This window comes from Anaeroglomus insulsum (assembly GCF_050689095.1).
Taxonomy (GTDB): domain Bacteria; phylum Planctomycetota; class Phycisphaerae; order Sedimentisphaerales; family Anaerohalosphaeraceae; genus Anaeroglomus; species Anaeroglomus insulsum.
In genome coordinates, this window is sequence record NZ_JBOGCL010000010.1 from 47,964 (window position 1) to 65,192 (window position 17,229).

12 protein-coding genes and 1 tRNA gene are annotated in these 17,229 nt (G+C 47.9%); 5 read left to right on the forward strand and 8 right to left on the reverse strand.

What is annotated here, in order from left to right; genetic code table 11:
• Positions 1–9: 9 nt before the first annotated feature.
• From pta to ispG, 5 genes are all read right to left on the reverse strand, one after another.
• Positions 10–1,002, reverse strand: a complete 993-nt coding sequence (gene pta / locus ACQ9LF_RS09840; protein ID WP_462489226.1) for a phosphate acetyltransferase — start codon at positions 1,000–1,002, stop codon at positions 10–12.
• A gap of 60 nt (positions 1,003–1,062) precedes the next feature.
• Positions 1,063–1,136, reverse strand: a tRNA-Arg gene (locus ACQ9LF_RS09845).
• Between the two features lie 166 nt (positions 1,137–1,302).
• Positions 1,303–3,663: a trans-4-hydroxy-L-proline dehydratase gene (hypD, locus tag ACQ9LF_RS09850; protein WP_462489227.1), complete on the reverse strand. Its 2,361-nt coding sequence runs from the start codon at positions 3,661–3,663 to the stop codon at positions 1,303–1,305.
• Between the two features lie 54 nt (positions 3,664–3,717).
• Positions 3,718–4,629 (reverse strand): glycyl-radical enzyme activating protein, encoded by a 912-nt coding sequence (locus ACQ9LF_RS09855; RefSeq protein WP_462489228.1) that lies wholly within the window; start codon positions 4,627–4,629, stop codon positions 3,718–3,720.
• A 10-nt stretch (positions 4,630–4,639) separates the two neighbouring features.
• Positions 4,640–5,689, reverse strand: a complete 1,050-nt coding sequence (gene ispG, locus ACQ9LF_RS09860) for a flavodoxin-dependent (E)-4-hydroxy-3-methylbut-2-enyl-diphosphate synthase (RefSeq protein ID WP_462489229.1) — start codon at positions 5,687–5,689, stop codon at positions 4,640–4,642.
• A 256-nt stretch (positions 5,690–5,945) separates the two neighbouring features.
• Between ispG and ACQ9LF_RS09865 the strand changes: the two genes are divergently transcribed.
• The 4 genes from ACQ9LF_RS09865 to ACQ9LF_RS09880 all read left to right on the forward strand — a co-directional run bounded on the left by ACQ9LF_RS09865 (position 5,946) and on the right by ACQ9LF_RS09880 (position 11,513).
• The gene (locus ACQ9LF_RS09865; protein WP_462489230.1) at positions 5,946–6,227 is read left to right on the forward strand and encodes an ArsR/SmtB family transcription factor; all 282 of its coding nucleotides are present in this window, start codon (positions 5,946–5,948) and stop codon (positions 6,225–6,227) included.
• A 62-nt stretch (positions 6,228–6,289) separates the two neighbouring features.
• A complete protein-coding gene (locus ACQ9LF_RS09870) occupies positions 6,290–9,139 on the forward strand; it encodes an efflux RND transporter permease subunit (RefSeq protein WP_462489231.1) in 2,850 nt (949 codons plus the stop codon).
• Positions 9,140–9,324: 185 nt separating this feature from the next.
• Complete coding sequence (locus ACQ9LF_RS09875) at positions 9,325–10,158, forward strand: outer membrane lipoprotein-sorting protein (protein WP_462489232.1); 834 nt, start codon at positions 9,325–9,327, stop codon at positions 10,156–10,158.
• Positions 10,159–10,208: 50 nt separating this feature from the next.
• Positions 10,209–11,513 carry a hypothetical protein gene (locus ACQ9LF_RS09880; protein ID WP_462489233.1) on the forward strand — a complete coding sequence of 435 codons (1,305 nt, stop codon included), beginning with the start codon at positions 10,209–10,211 and terminating at the stop codon, positions 11,511–11,513.
• 191 nt (positions 11,514–11,704) lie between these two features.
• On the opposite strand, the gene ACQ9LF_RS09885 is transcribed toward ACQ9LF_RS09880, so the two are convergent.
• From ACQ9LF_RS09885 to ACQ9LF_RS09895, 3 genes are all read right to left on the reverse strand, one after another.
• Positions 11,705–13,126, reverse strand: a complete 1,422-nt coding sequence (locus ACQ9LF_RS09885) for a hypothetical protein (protein WP_462489234.1) — start codon at positions 13,124–13,126, stop codon at positions 11,705–11,707.
• Between the two features lie 738 nt (positions 13,127–13,864).
• Positions 13,865–15,481: a tetratricopeptide repeat protein gene (locus ACQ9LF_RS09890; protein ID WP_462489235.1), complete on the reverse strand. Its 1,617-nt coding sequence runs from the start codon at positions 15,479–15,481 to the stop codon at positions 13,865–13,867.
• Positions 15,482–15,739: 258 nt separating this feature from the next.
• A complete protein-coding gene (locus ACQ9LF_RS09895) occupies positions 15,740–16,210 on the reverse strand; it encodes a response regulator (protein ID WP_462489236.1) in 471 nt (156 codons plus the stop codon).
• Positions 16,211–16,420: 210 nt separating this feature from the next.
• On the opposite strand from ACQ9LF_RS09895, the gene ACQ9LF_RS09900 reads away from it, so the two are divergent.
• The gene (locus tag ACQ9LF_RS09900; RefSeq protein ID WP_462489237.1) at positions 16,421–17,200 is read left to right on the forward strand and encodes a sensor histidine kinase; all 780 of its coding nucleotides are present in this window, start codon (positions 16,421–16,423) and stop codon (positions 17,198–17,200) included.
• Positions 17,201–17,229 lie beyond the last annotated feature (29 nt).

Here is a 17,229-nt window from a genome sequence, read left to right on the forward strand (position 1 = left end):
TGCTTCAGGTTATTTGACTGCCTGAATCGCAGTGATCGCCACTGTAGCCACAATATCATCCGAGCTGCAGCCACGAGACAGGTCGTTGACCGGTCTGGCAAGCCCCTGCACGATGGGACCATACGCTTCCGCACCGGCCAGACGCTGGGTGGATTTGTAGCACAAATTGCCGGCCCCCAGGTCAGGGAAGATAAATGTATTGGCATTGCCCTTTAGCGGACTGTTGGGGGCTTTGTGTGCAGCCACCGAGGGAACATACGCTGCATCAAACTGGAGTTCACCATCAACGATGACTTTGTCGCCGAATTCTTTTTGAAAAATTTCTTTGGCCTTGGCGGAGGCGTTGGCCATTTTTTTGGCATTAGGCCCGGAAGCCGAACCTTTGGTGGAATAACTCAAAAGGGCCACCCGGGGCTGAATACCGAATTGCAGACCGGTTTTGGCAGTGGAGACGGCAATATCAACAATCTGATCTTCCGTCGGGTCTTCAATCAGCCCGCAGTCAGCATACAGCAGAATTTTGTCGGGCCAGCACATAAAAAACATACTGGAAACGGTCTTCATTCCCTCGGCAGGCTTGATGATCTGCAATGCCGGACGGAGCGTATCAGCGGTGGAATGGCAGGCTCCGGAAACCAAGCCATCCGCCCATCCTTTTTTGACCATAAGCGTAGCAAAATAGACTTCATCCAGGACCAGTTTCTCCGCCTGCTCCAGGGTCAGGCCTTTTGCCTTGCGAAGCTCATACAGATACTGGGCCAACTCCTGACGACGGGGGTCGGTGGAGGGGTCAATCAAATTAACCGCCCTGGCATCCAATTGATATCGATCCAGCAACGGCTGCACTTTGGCCTGATTACCCAAGACAATAATGTTGGCAAATTTCTTTTTGAGAATGACGGATGCCGCTTCGATAGTACGTACATCACAGCCTTCCGGCAGGGCGATGGTTTTAATGTTGCTTGCCGCTCTGCTGAAAATCTGCTCCAAAAAACTGGCCATATAGATAATTCCTAAATCTAAACCCTATTTATCTTGTTTTGTTATAAAAAATAAGAAAATCGAGCCTGAAGGGACTTGAACCCCTAACCTTTGGTTCCGTAGACCAATGCTCTATCCAATTGAGCTACAGGCTCTTATTAAGAAATGGCGTTCTTCGTGCCGTTTATGCCGACAGGTAAACGTATGAATTTATGGCCCATAGTGTAACAAAGACCAGCATTTTTGCAAGCAAAAATCAGATCCTTTTTCTGATTTTTCTATATCGACAATGCTCTTTGTACAACCGCCGAAGGCATCCTGTTACAGGCATTGCTGTTCGGTTCGGGCAATAATCTCATTTTGCAGATCGGGACCTAAATCGTTGAAATAATCACTGTAACCGGCCACACGCACAATCAAATTGCGATATTGGTCTGGGTTTTTCTGGGCATCCCGGAGGGTCTTGGCCGTGACAACATTAAACTGGATATGGTGGCCGTCCAGTCGGAAATAACTGCGAATCAGATGCAGCAGCTTTTCGATTCCTTCCCCTTCGAGCAGGTGGGGAGTAAACTTCATATTCAGCAGCGTTCCGCCGGTGCGAGCATGGTCGATTTTTGCCGCCGATTTAATCACCGCCGTCGGTCCGTGGACATCTGCCCCGTGAGTGGGGGAAATACCATCCGACAGCGGTTCCCCGGCGCTGCGGCCATTGGGCAGGGCCCCGGTCATCTGGCCGAAATACACATGTACCGTTGTCGGCAGCAGGTTAACGCGGTATTTACCGCCCTTGGTATTGGGCCTGCCGTTGACGGTATCGAAATAGATATTGAATGCCTCTGTGGCCAGACGATCGGCATAATCATCATCATTGCCATATCGCGGGCTTTGCTTGAGCTGCTGCTGCAGAGCGGGATTATCCTTGAAATTGGCCTTCAAACTCGACAGCAGCTGCGCCATAGTGAGGGTCTTTTTGTCGAATATATTGTATTGAATCGCCGCCAGGGCATCTGTCAGGGTACCAATGCCGACACCCTGAATGTAGGTCGTATTATATCGCGGGCCGCCATCGTGATAATTGCGGGCCTTCTTGATGCAGTCATCGGTCAGTATCGACAGCATCATCGCAGGCAGATAATTGGCATAAAGGCGTTCAATGATATTATTGCCTTCCACTTTCAAATCCACAAAATATTTCAATTGAGCCTTATAGGCATCAATGACATCATCAATTGAACTAAACGTCGTCGCATCGGGTGTCTTGATCCCAATCTGTTTTCCCGTCAGAGGGTCTATGCCGCGATGGAGTGCCAATTCGAGGATTTTCGGCCAATTGATATAGCCAGTCAGAGTACAGCTTTCCTTGCCGAAGGCACTGGTTTCCACACAGCCGCTCGGGCCGCCGCTGCGGGCATCGAACATCGTCTTGCCGTCATGGAGCATCTCCCGAATAATGACATCGGTATTAAATACCGACGGTTGTCCAAAACCGCATTTGATCACCTGACAGGCTCTGCGGAGGAAGCGATCCGGATTCTTGGCGCTAATCTGGACACAGGCACTGGGCTGAACCAGCTTCATTTCTTCCACAACGTCCAGCATCAGATAGGAGACGTCATTCACGGCATCCGAGCCGTCGGAGGGATTGACGCCGCCGATATTGATCAGAGCAAAATCCGTATAGGTGCCGCTTTGAGCCTCAGTAATGCCGACTTTAGGCGGGGCGGGCTGATTGTTGAATTTAACCCAGAAACATTCCAGCAGCTCTTTGGCTTCATCCTCGGTCAATGTCCCGGCCTCTAATTCTTTTTTATAGAACGGATACAGATGCTGATCCAACCGGCCTGGATTATACGAATCCCAGACATTGAGTTCAGAAATGACCCCGATATGAATGAACCAGTACATCTGCAGAGCTTCATGGAAAGTACGAGGTGCATAGGCAGGTACATGCCTGCAGATAGCTGAAATCTTCAGAAGCTCCTGCTTGCGAGCAGCGTCTGTTTCCTGAGCGGCCAATTCGGCGGCCTTGTCCGAATACCGTCTGGCCAGGGTAATCAACCCGTCAATCGCATGACTGAATCCCAGAAGCTGCTGCTGCTTGTCATACGCCAGGGGATCGTTCATAAAATTGAGATTACGCAGTTGCTGGCGAATGTCATCCTGAAAATCCAACAGGCCCCTGGTGTATATTTTGTTATCATGGATAGCATGGCCGGGGGCTCGCTGTTCCATAAATTCCGTAAAGACGCCGGCCTCAAAGGCGGCCATCCATTTATCATTCATGGCAGCAAAGACCTTTTCCCGCATCGTCTTGCCTTTCCAGAACGGGATAATCGTCTCAGCATAGACCTTGCGGACATGGTCATCCACATCAAACCGTGTCCGATCCCGCTTGCTCATAATCTCAAAATCGTCCAGGGAATGGCAGCACAATTCCGGATAGGTTGGCGTGGCTTTGGGGGCAGGGCCGCGTTCTCCCACAATCAGTTCGCCGTCCTGAATAGAAACAGCCTTGTGCTCCATCAGGTACTTGAAGGCAAGTCCCCGGGCTACCGGTGTAGACACTTGCATGGGGACGTCACTTTTATAAAAGGCGGTTATCAATTCCGCACGTTCGGAAGAAATATAAGGTCTGGTATTGACGCTTTGTTCACGAAGCCGCTTTACTCGTTCATTCATAATGTCTCAATCCCGCAAAAATCGTCTGCACGGCAGATCCGGTTGACAGGTTTATCACCCGCCTGTATGTACTTTATATCCCATGGTCATCAGTACAGCCGCCAGCTCTTTTATATTAAGACCTGATGGCTCCTGAATTCCTGACATTTTATACGGTTTTCCCAGTCGCTGCGATTTCGACTGACCTCCCGTATTATACGGCAAAAGATCAATTTGGTGTATATTTTTCATATCCGCCACCAGTGTTCCAATCGTTTTTATAGTCTCGGGTTGGTCATTAAAGCCTGGAATCACAGGAATTCGGATAATAACTGGCTTCTTTTTTTGGGCCAGAAAACGGATATTGTCCAGAATAATCGCATTTTCTACGCCGGTCAATTCGTAATGTTTGGCAGAATCCGGATGTTTTATGTCGCACAAAAACAGATTTGTCTGGTCTATTATTCGTTCAAGAACACCCCGCGGCGCATAACAAGACGTATCCACTGTTGTGTGGATATCCATCGCCCGACAGCGGGATAACAATTCATACAAAAACTCCGGCTGTGCCAGAGGTTCGCCTCCGCAAAAGGTAACGCCGCCGCCGGACTGGTCAAAAAAGACGATGTCCTTGATAATTTCTTTCATCACCTCGTCAACGGTTACGGATTTGCCAACAAGCTCCATAGCTCCGGAAGGGCAATCGGTAACACACCTGCCGCAGCCGGTACATTTTTCCCAGAATATAACTATTTTTTTGTCTTGAATTTCGAGGGCCTTCTGGGGACAGACCAGAACACACCGGCCGCATTGAATACACCGGCTGGGCCGATGCATAAGCTGAGGTTTGAAGGAAATTCCCTCCGGATTATGACACCACAGGCAATGCAGCGGACAGCCCTTAAAAAAAATGGTGGTGCGAATGCCGGGCCCATCGTTTATGGAATACCGCTTGATATCGAAGATAATGCCTGTTGTATTTGCCATATCTGGTGAATTAAAATGTCAGCAGTTGCTCCGAGATTGCATCCAGCAGATTGGCCTCATCCACTGCGGCAATTTTCTGGCCATTTTTATACAAAAAGCCTTTTCCGGCACCCGCACAAATGGCCAAATCCGCATCTGCGGCCTCGCCCGGTCCGTTCACAACACACCCCATCACAGCAACACGAATCGGTTTGTTTGACTTCTGAAGCACCTTACGCACTTTTTTGGCCAGACCAACCACATCAATCTGGCACCGTCCGCAGGTTGGACAGACAATCAACTCCGGCTGCGATTGTTTATAGAGGCCCACTGACGCGAGAATCTTTTTGCCAGCTTCGATTTCCTGAACCGGATCCCCAGCGATACTGACGCGGACCGTATCGCCGATGCCTTCGGCCAGCAAGGTACCAATCGCTACCGATGACGGCACCAGAGCGTCTTCCAGCAATCCGGCATGGGTTAGCCCAATATGCACAGGGTAGTCGAATGTCTGGCTGATTGCCCGGTTGATTTCAATGGTGCGAACCGTATTGGCGCTTTTAGCACTGAGCACCAGGTTTTCGAAACCGTTCTGCTCAAACATCCGGACATATCCTGTCATTTCCTGGAGCATCAAGGTTACACGCTGATCGCGTTCCACATCATGCTTCAAATCCCGGATACTGGCTTCGTTGACTCCTATACGGATTGCGATCTGATGGCGTTTGGCACAATCAATAATCCGCAGGATATCGTCTTTGTTTTTGACATTTCCCGGGTTCAGACGAATCTTGGCTGCCCCGGCCTCAATGGCCTCAATGGCACGATCGGGTGAAAAATGAATATCCGCCACCAGCGGAATCGGCGATTTCTGGACAATCTTGCCAAAAGCCTCCGTGTCTGCCCGGGTTGGGACAGCAATCCGGACCAGCCCAGCTCCGGCTTTGACCAGTTTTTCAATCTGTCTCAAGCATCCGGCCACATCGGTCGTTTCCGTTTTGGTCATTGACTGCAGCACAATCGGATTGCTCCCGCCAATCCGGACTGAACCCACGGCCACTGTACGTGTTTGTTTTCGCATTCGGTTTATCCTCAAATTGTATAAACTTATAAAAATAATCGATAGGGGGGAATAATGCAACCTAAAAAAACAGCCCAAACCTATCTGGAATACATGGTACATAACCGTTCTATTCTTGTTGTTTAACGATAAGTCATAGTACATTTTGAGCCGCCCCCAGATTTTTTTGCGAATAACGGCAATTGGAATGGAAAAGGTCGAACAAAATATATGAATATACATATATACATCTGTTGATATATACGGAGTGATTATTATGGATAACACAAACGCAGAAAAAGTAGCTGATGTTTTGAAGGCTCTTGGACATCCGATTCGACTTCAAGTAATTGAGGCTCTAAAAAATCAAGAACTTCCAGTCAATCGCCTGGTTGAGATCCTGGCGGTTCAGCAGGCTGTTATCAGCCGGCATCTGGCAATTATGAAGGACAAAGGCGTATTGGCGTGCAGACGAGATAAAACCAATCGGTATTACCGGATTGCGAATCCTGCAGTGATCCAATTGCTGGATTGTGTGTATGCCAATTGCACAAAATGAAAAAAAGCGGATGCATTCTTTTGATGTGGAGATATAATGAGAGTCAAGTTAACTCGGAGGCAATGATGAAGGCCGCAGGTGATACAATTGTCCGTTGGTCTGTCAACCATTGGAAGCTGGTCACAGCAATCATGGTGCTCTTCACGCTGGCATGTGCTGCATTTATTCCCATGATTCGAGTCGATACCGATCCGGAAAACATGCTGTCTTCCAGCGAGCCGGTGCGTGTGTTTCATGACCATACCAAAAAGATTTTTGATCTCAGCGATATGGTCGTCGTTGGGGTCATTAATGACAAGGATCCCGATGGCGTTTTTAATCCGGCAACACTGAACAATATCTATCATCTGGCTCAATACGCCAAAACCCTGCGATGGGCGGACCCTGTCGATTCTTCCAAAACCGTGGGGGTGGTTGAGGTGGACATTATTGCACCTTCAGAAGTGGACCACATCGGTCAGAAGGGGCCTGGAGAAATCAGCTTTGAATGGCTGATGAAGGAACCGCCGCAAACCCGTGAACAGGCTCTGGATATTCGTGACAAAGTCATGTCCAATCCCTTGTTTAAAGGGACAATGGTATCGGAAAACGGCAGGGCCCTGTGTCTTTATCTGCCTTTGACCAGCAAAGATTTGAGTTATCGGGTCTATCGGGCATTACAGGCACACATTGCCACGTTGCAGGCGACTGAAGATTATCATATCACAGGTTTACCTGTCGCCCAGGACACATTTGGTGTAGAAATGTTTGTGCAAATGGCAATCTCAGCACCTCTGGCCATGGGCACTATATTTGTCCTGATGCTGATTTTTTTCCGGAAAATAGTGCTGATCATTGCACCGATGATTATCGCCATGGTGACTGTCCTCTCCACGATGGGACTTCTGATCGGAATGCGGTTTCCAGTGCATATTATGAGCTCCATGATACCCATATTCCTGATGCCGATCGCCGTGGTGGATTCGGTCCATATTTTGTCGGAATTCTTTGATCGGTATACTTCGGACAAAGGGCGTAAAAACACCATCGTTGAGGTGATGCAGGTTTTATTTACATCCATGCTTTATACCTCTTTGACCTCAGCAGCCGGCTTTATTTCCCTGGCACTGACCCCGATACCGCCGGTCCAGGTGTTCGGGGCGTTTGTGGCGATCGGCATCATGATTGCATGGGTGTTTACTGTGACGTTTGTGCCGGCGTATGTGATGATGATTCCGGAACAATCACTGACTCATTTCGGCCATGCGGTACATACCCAGGACTCGCAAAGCCTGATGTCGCGGATACTCCGACAGCTGGGAAAATTAACCTACAGCAAAGCCAGGCCTATTCTGGTCATACTCATGCTTCTGACCGGGGTGGCGGTCTGGGGTATTACCAAAATTCAAGTGAACGACAATCCCGTGAAATGGTTTGCCCGGAGCCATCCGATTCGCAAGGCCGATATTGCCCTGAATCAGCATTTTGGTGGAACATATATGGCTTACCTGGTTCTGGATGCTCCGGAATCCAAGCAGGCTGAACCGGGATGGATACAGTCTCTGTTCGATGGATTAAATCGCCTGCAGGAGTCTATGGCTGCGGAAAACCCCAAGGCTGGCAATCTGATTTTCCAGGCCCGGGAAAAAATAAAAGAGATGACCACTGCAGGCCTGACTCAGGAAGCCCTGCTTGAGCAACTGACAGCATTTGCCCAGCAGAAGGGGGAGGCGGCTTTGGATGATGAATTTGCCATCTGGGACGAAATTGCGACCTATTTTGGTGTTGAGCAGGAACGACTTGGGGTGTTCAAGAGGCCCGACGTGCTGAACTACATGATCGGACTGCAGGAACATCTGGAAAAAATCGGACTGGTGGGCAAAAGCAGCTCTGTCGCCGATGTGGTTCGTAAGGTCAATCAGGAGTTAATTGACGGCAAACCGGCCAATTATCGCATTCCGGACCATCTCAAGGGGGTCAGTGAATGCCTGATTCAATACCAGAGCAGTCATAAGCCGCACTATCTGTGGCACCTGGTAACACCTGATTTCCGGCATGCGAATATCTGGTTTCAATTAAAAAGTGGTGACAACAGGGATATGGAAAAAGTCGTCCGGGCGGTGGATGATTATTTCACACAGCATCTTCCGCCGGTTGAACTGCATTACAACTGGGCCGGACAGACGTATATCAATATCATCTGGCAAAACAAAATGGTCAACGGTATGCTGCAATCCTTCCTGGGCAGTTTTCTGATGGTTTTTTTAATGATGGTGATCCTGTTCAGGTCCGTGTTGTGGGGTTTGCTTAGTATGATTCCGCTCACGATAACCATTGTCGGCATTTATGGTGTTATCGGTCTTATCGGCAAGGATTATGATATGCCGGTGGCGGTTCTGAGTGCCTTGACCCTCGGTATGGCGGTGGACTTTGCAATCCATTTTCTCGAACGTTCGCGGGATATGTTTCAATCCGGAAAAACATGGGAACAACTGGCACCGGAGATATTCGGAGAGCCTGCCCGAGCAATTACCCGCAATGTGCTGGTGATCGCGATTGGCTTTCTTCCCCTGCTGGCAGCACCTCTGATACCTTATAAAACAGTTGGCATCTTTATTTGTGCCATTATGGGCTTATCCGGGGCAGTCACGGTGTTCGTTTTACCCGCCCTGATGAAGCTGCTGGAAAAGCCGCTGTTTAGGAATCTGGCTAATCCGCAATCTGTAACCTGTAATTGCTGGACTTGCATCGTCTCAGCCATTTCTGCGGTGATCGTTGTAGATTTGAATATTCAATTATTCTGGAATTTGAAAATCAATACCCTGGCCTGGATCAGCATGGCTGTGGTAATCGTTATGGTGGCAGTCTGCGGCTTTCTGTCTCGTCGAAAAGCCTGTCGATTGGCAGAAGAAACTCCAGGTAACAATGCATAAAATTGTGAAGCGATCATGACTCTGTCGTACCTGTTTGGTGTTTTTGATATATACCGACGGATAGGACTATTCCGTGAGCCAAAGAAGCAAGTGGTGGAAGCTGCTGGTCTTTGCCGCGACGAAACAGAAATTATTATGTAGGAATCAGGATACAATATTACGATACCCTAAAAGGAAGGTGTACTATGAACAAACTATTCTTAGCAGCCATTATATTGGCTTTTTCGTGTGTTTCAATCGCTGCCGAATCGCAAACAACACCCCCAGAAACCCCATCGGTCGACGAGATTGTCAATCGGGCCAATCTTGTCGCCTACTATCAGGGGCAGGATGGTAAAAGCAAGGTCAACATGACCATTACCGACAAGCAGGGACGGACACGAACGCGGGATTTTACCATTCTACGTAAAAATGTCCAGGTTGGGGGAGACCAGAAATACTATGTCTATTTCCTGGGACCCGCCGATGTTCGTAAAATGGTATTTATGGTACACAAACATACGGCCCCGGGAACAGATGATGACCGCTGGCTGTATCTGCCGAATCTGGATTTGGTCAAACGGATTGCCGCCGGCGACAAGCGTACCAGTTTTGTCGGCTCCGACTTTCTGTATGAGGATGTTTCCGGCCGGAATCTCGCTGAGGACAACCATGAATTGGTCAAGACGGATGAACAATATTATGTGATCAAAAACACACCGCTTAAGCCGGAATCCGTGGAGTTTTCCTATTATCTGGTATCGATTGACCGCAAAAATTACATGCCGATGAAGATGGAGTTTTACGATAAAAACGGCAAGCTGTATCGGACGATCGAGACCAAAAAAGTCGAAATGATCGCCGCCAAAGAAGGAGATAAAGAGGTTCAATATCCTACAGCGACCGAAGCGGTGGTCAAAGACTTAAACACGGGCAGCACAACAGAAATGAAATTCTCCGAAGTTCAGTACAATCTCAATCTGGACGATGTCTTTACTGAACGTTATTTGCGTCGTCCCCCCAAAGAAGCCATGCGCTAAACAGAATAGTAACCCAGGTGTTCTTGTTAATGTGAAAGGGCATTCCGGCCATGGAAAAGCAATTTCGTTGGAGCCAATATCCTGGTAGTCCTTTTGGGCTGAGTTGGTATGGTCTTTTGCTTGTTCTTGGGTTTGTGGTGGCAGACGGAATCGCTGCAGAAGACCAGGAAGCGGATTGGTTCAAATGGCCTATCGAGGCACATGGTTTCTTTGAAATGCGTGCGGGATATCGAACGCAGAATGACCGTTATGAAAAAGACATGTCCATCATGGAAAGCCGTCTGCAGGTTGATTTATTCAGTGCAACCGACTGGGCGGATTTTAAGGCAAAGGGCGATTTCTATGGGGACGGAGTTGCCGAACAGGGCGATTTTGATCTGCGTGAAGCCAATGTATTTACTCGTCCTGCTGACTGGATGGATGTCAAGCTCGGCAGGCAGATTCTGACCTGGGGAACGGGAGATTTGGTTTTCATCAATGATCTGTTTCCCAAGGACTGGAATTCGTTTTTTATGGGGCGCGATACCGATTATCTCAAGGCGCCTTCGGATGCGGCCAAAGTCAGCCTGTTCAGTGATGAGGTAAACCTGGACGTGGTATATACGCCGCAATTCGATCCTGACCGTTATATTGATGGTGAGTCGATCTCGTATTGGAATGCCAATCTGCAGCGGCACGCCGGGCGGGATGCCATCGTTCATACCGATCGGCCCGACCGGTGGTTCCGGGATGATGAGGTGGCCGTCCGTCTTTATAAAAACATCAATAACTATGAATTTGCCCTGTATGGCTATCGGGGCTTCTGGAAAAGTCCAGCCGGACAAACGGTTTCAGGGCAGGCCCTTTTTCCAGACCTGAATGTCTACGGAGCCAGTGTGCAGGGAGCGGTGGGCAAGGGCATCGGCAATGTCGAAGTTGGGTATTATGATTCTGCCGACGACAGGAATGGCCAAAATCCTTATATCAATAACTCCGAGATGCGGTATCTGGCCGGATACACACAGGAAATTGCCCCAGATTTCACCGCAGGGCTGCAGTATTATGTTGAGCAATTGATGCATTACGGCGATTACAAGAAAACCACACCCTATGCCAATCGAGATCACTATCGTCAGTTGCTGACTTTGCGGTTGACAAAACTGCTGCTCAATCAGAATCTCCGATTATCGATGTTTACCTATTTCTCGCCGACGGATCGTGATGTTTATCTGCGTCCGAATATCCATTATAAACTGAGTGATTCTCTGTCCTGGGAAGCAGGCGCAAATATCTTTTTCGGCGATTATCCTTATACGTTCTTTGGCCAGTTTGAGGATAATACCAATATCTATACTGCAGTACGGTATAGTTTTTAGAGCAAGCCGCCAGCCCCATCCGGCAGCAGGGCGGCAAAGGGATGTGATTCGCCGCATCGACGGTCTTGAGCAGGGATGTCTGCAAAGACCCTCTTGATCCCGGCTCAGGATTCGAATTACATAAGCCATAAAAACGCCCCTTGCCGGAACAAGCGGAAAGGGGCGTTAAATAGTCAAACCCGGGACGCGGTTTAATTCATTTCTTTCAGCCAGCGATCAACGAATATCGCAAGGTCTTTGATATCCACAGTGCCATCCCGATTGCGGTCGGCGCCGTTGCAATCGTTATTCCACTGGCAGTATTCCATCTTCCACTGTGAGGCAAGGATGGCAAAGTCATCCATATCCAGTCCGCGGACAGGCCCCATAACCACCGAAACAGGAACCGGAGCGTCGAACACTTGAAAGTTTCCAACCGCATCCTCATGCTCGGCAAGCACAACATAGTAATTATAATAATTGCCCCATTCCGAACCCGGCAGCTCAAAGACTGCTTCGCCGTTGGCATCGGTAACCTGTTCGAGATTCGCAGGACCATACATGCTCCACAGCGGAATCGTTACAGTCGCCCCCGGCAAAACCATATCCGCCTGATTTTTGACCGTGAAGGTAACAGGATAAAAAGTCGATGCGCCAAACCATGTCCGGCCGGCAATCAGGCCGTTTTTATATACATATAATACATAAGTGGGATTGGCTTCAAGGCCGCCGGAAATTGTCATCTTGATGGTGTCATTGTTGACATAGTCAAAATCATAGGTTTTGCTGACAATCCCTTGCTCATAGGTCATCAGAACAGCGTCATACACAGAACTGCCGAAATCGGCCCCAATACCCATCAAATCCACCGTCAGCACGATATCATCGGATGTTGCACGCAGACCATGAAATCCTTCGGAGGCTTCCCGGACAAAAAACATCCTTTCCGGCTGAATATGGGTGGTTGACCATCCGCCGCTGATACTGTTCATTACGGTATCTTCGTATTCCGGAAAAACAATTGCATATTCAATAGCATTGGGCTGATCCGTGATAAAATATCCGCCGTAATCGCTGTCAATGGTAATGCCTCTGGCGTGATTGGAAGCTGTAAATTCTTCCACGCTGCTGTCGGCATAAGTAATCCGAATAATACCATTGGATATGGGCGTCCCCAGATTAAGATCATAATAATAGAGTACCGACGCCGAAGTCTTATCGGTAAAGGTGACAAGCTGGACACTGTCATTCCATTCCTTGCGCTCATACGGGACAACCTGTCCGCCGCTGCGAAGGATTAAATCACAGCTTTTATAGGAAGCAGGATAACGAGGACTGGAGCTGGTCCACAAACTGATAGGAACGGTACCCTCACCCCTGGGATACAGACGAAGCCTGAATACAGCCTCAGATTCATACTGGATGGAACCAATGGAAACAGCCCCGGTCAAGGTAAACGTGGTCTTTTTCCAGGTCCCATCAAGGTTGATGGTGGTGTCACTGAAAACACTTAATCCGGGCATGATATCCATAAAATTATCGGCACTCAAAGGATACAGAATGCTGCTGTCATAAGAAATGGAAAACTCAGCCTGGTCGAAGGTTGCGTTTTCAATTGCCAGCCGTAAGTCCATATACCCATCAGTCACAGGTGCCCGATACCAGGAACCGGAAGACCAGAAATCAGGCCTGTAGCTGGTAGAAACCCAAGCCTTCGGGGCCGCAAACAGAGTAGATGAGAATACAAGAACACACAATGACCCTAACAGTCTCTTTAGTGTTAACATATTATGACTCCCCAGAAAAACCAGCGTTATCATGAACTATGACAATTTATTGCCACGAAGTTACATCTTATCCGGCTGGAAATAATCCAGACAGAAAAACCCCAAAATGATTGATTATGCCATCATCCTCTCCATATTAACAGGAACTATAACATAAATTGTCAAATAAGTCAAGAAAAGATTTTGTATGAGACGTAAAATAGCGTTAAACGGCGGGTATACTCCAGGTTTTTTAGTAACTGATGAAAATACTCCGTGGTTTGCCCAAATCAATTTAACTAAATCCTAAGACGGGGTGTTTTGGGCCGATGAATGCTGTAAATGTGCGCTCCTTTAGCTACTGATCGATAAAGCATTGGTCTACGGAACCAACGGTTATGAGTTCAAGTCCATTCTGGCTCGATTTCATAAACATTGTAATGTCAAAGCCTTACAATTTTTTTGTGGGCTATATATTAGGTCCTATAATGTATCTTATGTTGCATTCGCGGATTTCCATACTCCATTAGCTTATACATCATAGTTATTGAAAATTATGGCCTGCAGCCCCCCAAGATTCCATCGCCCACATTTTAGGCTTGAGAATTATCCCTGTGGCGAAATGCTGAGTGCCAGCATAGACGTTTGTTCAATACGTGACCAGTTTGACAGTGCCCTGTCCACAATACCAAGATTTTCGAGTACTACCTCGATATAGTCACGTGTGTCTTCTGAAGACAGCCCATGGAATGTATTATGGGTTTGAAGATGCTGCATAGCCCTGGCAAATCTCGGCTTATCACAAAATAACAGCGCAGTCTGATAATGCAGCTCCAGCATAGCCGACGGCAATACCGTGCTTTGTCTTAACATCGCAAAGGCTTCCTCATTCTGGCCGATTTCACGGAGTGCAAGACAAAGCTTAATTCTGGACCGATAATGCGTAGTATTGACCGATAGGGCCCTTTGGAACCAATGCACCGCATCTTTAATCTGCCCGCGAATCATAAGTAAAAGGCCATATTTATAATACAAATCCGCATTCGGTCCGGCACTGGACATCTTTTTGCGCCAGCCGTTGATAAACGTTTCTATGATATCATCCCGAGTGAGTGATTCCTCAGGCTGTATCTGTGCCTGATTCAGCGATGATTTCAGATGTAATGCTGCCGTTTCAGCAAACAGCAGGATACTGTTTTGATGAATACTGGCCGCTAAGGATAACGTTTGTTCTGACTCTAAAGATTGTCCTGCCAAATACTGAGCGATGGCAAGGCCCGCATAAGCATCAATAATTTCATCATTAATCTCAGCAGCCTTATTGAATTGTTCGGCGGCCAGACCCGGGTGGCCATCCCTCAGATATTGACTGCCCAGTTTGATGGTAGCCTCCAGTGAATTCGGCTGCATCCGCAGGGCGGCTTCATAGTGCGAGATCGCCTCGGTCACCCTGCCGGCATGCCTGCAGATATCGCCCAGCTGCACATACAGCTCAGGCATCGCCCCGATTTGCTCCATAATTGAATAGACATTTTCAAACGCCTGCTCGTAAAGCCCCTGTTCCAGCAGCGGCGTCAATTCATCTTCCTTGCCGTCCTGGTTGAAATTATCCGGATGCGATAAAATCGCCAGATTAAACGCATCTACAGCCTGGGCATATTGTTCGGAGGCAAGATAAAGATATCCCAGCAACGTAATGGACTCAATATCTTCCGGATGTTCGGACGTCAAGACAATATACTCTTCAATCGCCTTATCAATTCGGCCATCACGCAAATAGATCGCAGCCATTCGCTGACGCGGTAACTGCAGATGACGCTTGAATTTCAGGCAATCCTGATAAAATTCGATGGCTTGATCAACCTGTGCCAGGCGTTCATGGCAAAAGCCCATCAGATACAGCGCCATGGTATTATGCGGCTGACGCAGATAAACACTGCGAGCCTGCTCAATGGCACCCTGCAAATCATTTCGCTGCATGCAAATGGATGCTGCGGCAATCCGTCCGCGAGGACAATCCGGTTTTTCGAACAAATAAAATCGCAAAGCCTGTTCGGCCTGGTCAAAATCCCGGTCTGAAAGCAGGTCAACCACCCTGCCGAGTTGGTCATCGAGGCTTCCCTGAACCGGAGTGGCGGGCTGCTGAGCCGCCAGCCAATTCCAAACCAGTTCGACGCTGTCGATCGTAACACCTTTGCCAAAGATCTCGAGGAGCTTACTCATCCTCTTGTTCCTACCCTATAATAAGTACATTGATTAAGCCATACAAACAGTTGTACTTAGGGTATCGTCGAAACATTTGGCTCGATTAAGGCGATTCAATCCCCGACTTTTTTTTTAAGCTCCGCGCATACATGACCTTACTATGTTTACCGGCTGTAACGACTAAAAACACAAAAAAACTGGTTATAGGACGTGCGAAGGGTATCAAAAACACGATCGCGGAGGTGTATGTGTAGGTGTAGGCGGTATAGGTTTAATTCAGCGAGGATTGGTAGCTTTTTCCACTTCACTCAAATAGGCCAGTGTCTTTTCCAAGCGATCAGACAAATGTTTGAGCTTGAGCATGGTTTTGACTCGAGTAATTAATTCCCATTTGTTGACGGGCTTACTCAGGAAATCGTCTGTCCCTGAATTGATGGCCTTTTCAATATCTGCCAGCTCATTGAGCGCCGTAACCATAATTACAGGGATATGGGCTGTTTTAGGGTTGTTCTTAATTCGCCTGCAGACTTCAAAACCGCTGATTTTGGGCATCATCACGTCCAGTAATACCAGGTCGGGTATTTGGGCGGAAATCATATCCAGGGCTTCCATGCCGCTGGAGACAGATACTGTCTGACAATCCACATCCTCCAGATAAGCCATGATCAGCTCCAGATTCTGAAGGTTATCATCAACCACCAAAACAACAGGTTTTTTTGTATCTTCTTTGGATGTATTCATCGTCATAACAGAGTTATTATGTCCTATTTGGTTCGTTTACGTTATCTTACACAAAGCTTTTTTGTTTGCAAGTGATATCTTTTGGGCATTGCGGCTTCTTGTGTCCAGCAAGATTACTTTCAAGAATTTACCGGCAAAAGGTCGATACTTAGAATAATCGTATAGTAAGAGGCTCAGATTGGAAAAAATCAGTGATTTGAAACAAAGGGGCAATGGATGAACGGCGTGCTGCAAAAACGACAGGCCCTGCATCGACAACTGCAATTTCGTGAAGAACAGTACAATCATCTGATTCAGCAGTCAGATCAATTACACACCCTGGCTGCGGTGGGTATGGCTTGGGCGATGACGGCCCACGAAGTCAATAACCTGCTGACCCCGCTGGGCAACTATGCACAGCTTGCCTTAAGCCATCCTGAAGATGAGGAATTAACCCGCAAAGCGTTGACCAAAGCCGTCATACTCAGCCAAAAAGCAACTGAGATGCTCCAGCGAGTAATGGTTTTGGCAGGCCAGAAACCATTCTCGATACAAGAAGTCTCGATTAAATCTCTAATTGAAGACGTGTTTGGTGGCATTGGTCGGGATTTTGAAAAAGATAAAATTCATGTTTCAATTCAGGTGCCGGACGATTTATTCATTAGGGCGGATGGCCCCTCGTTGCGGCAAGTATTGATGAATCTGATACTCAATGCCCGTCAAGCCATGCTCGGTCAGCCCGGAGAACTGCGAATCCGAGCCTTTTGTAATGAAGATGCCGTCTGGATTGAAATCGTCGACACCGGCCGCGGAATTGCACCTGCCGCCTTACGACAGATATTTGAACCCTTTTACTCCACCAAGAAAAATTGTCCCGATGGCCCCAATAATGGACTTGGACTATCCTTTTGCAAACGGATTATTGAAAAACATAACGGCCTGATCAGCGTCGAATCCGAAGAAGGCAAAGGAACTTGCTTTAAAATCCGTCTGCCCAAAAAAGAAGTCGCGGTTTAATCTCATCAATACATCTCGGACAATCTGGT

What these genes read in the sequence shown, in the direction of transcription:
- hypD (WP_462489227.1), bottom strand. Translation starts at nt 3,663, where the DNA reads ATGAATGAACGAGTAAAGCGGCTTCGTGAACAAAGCGTCAATACCAGA.
- ACQ9LF_RS09885 (WP_462489234.1), bottom strand. Translation starts at nt 13,126, where the DNA reads ATGGACTTACGGCTGGCAATTGAAAACGCAACCTTCGACCAGGCTGAG.
- ACQ9LF_RS09895 (WP_462489236.1), bottom strand. Translation starts at nt 16,210, where the DNA reads ATGACGATGAATACATCCAAAGAAGATACAAAAAAACCTGTTGTTTTG.
- ACQ9LF_RS09865 (WP_462489230.1), top strand. Translation starts at nt 5,946, where the DNA reads ATGGATAACACAAACGCAGAAAAAGTAGCTGATGTTTTGAAGGCTCTT.
- ACQ9LF_RS09880 (WP_462489233.1), top strand. Translation starts at nt 10,209, where the DNA reads ATGGAAAAGCAATTTCGTTGGAGCCAATATCCTGGTAGTCCTTTTGGG.
- ACQ9LF_RS09855 (WP_462489228.1), bottom strand. Translation starts at nt 4,629, where the DNA reads ATGGCAAATACAACAGGCATTATCTTCGATATCAAGCGGTATTCCATA.
- ispG (WP_462489229.1), bottom strand. Translation starts at nt 5,689, where the DNA reads ATGCGAAAACAAACACGTACAGTGGCCGTGGGTTCAGTCCGGATTGGC.
- ACQ9LF_RS09870 (WP_462489231.1), top strand. Translation starts at nt 6,290, where the DNA reads ATGATGAAGGCCGCAGGTGATACAATTGTCCGTTGGTCTGTCAACCAT.
- ACQ9LF_RS09890 (WP_462489235.1), bottom strand. Translation starts at nt 15,481, where the DNA reads ATGAGTAAGCTCCTCGAGATCTTTGGCAAAGGTGTTACGATCGACAGC.
- ACQ9LF_RS09900 (WP_462489237.1), top strand. Translation starts at nt 16,421, where the DNA reads ATGAACGGCGTGCTGCAAAAACGACAGGCCCTGCATCGACAACTGCAA.
- ACQ9LF_RS09875 (WP_462489232.1), top strand. Translation starts at nt 9,325, where the DNA reads ATGAACAAACTATTCTTAGCAGCCATTATATTGGCTTTTTCGTGTGTT.
- pta (WP_462489226.1), bottom strand. Translation starts at nt 1,002, where the DNA reads ATGGCCAGTTTTTTGGAGCAGATTTTCAGCAGAGCGGCAAGCAACATT.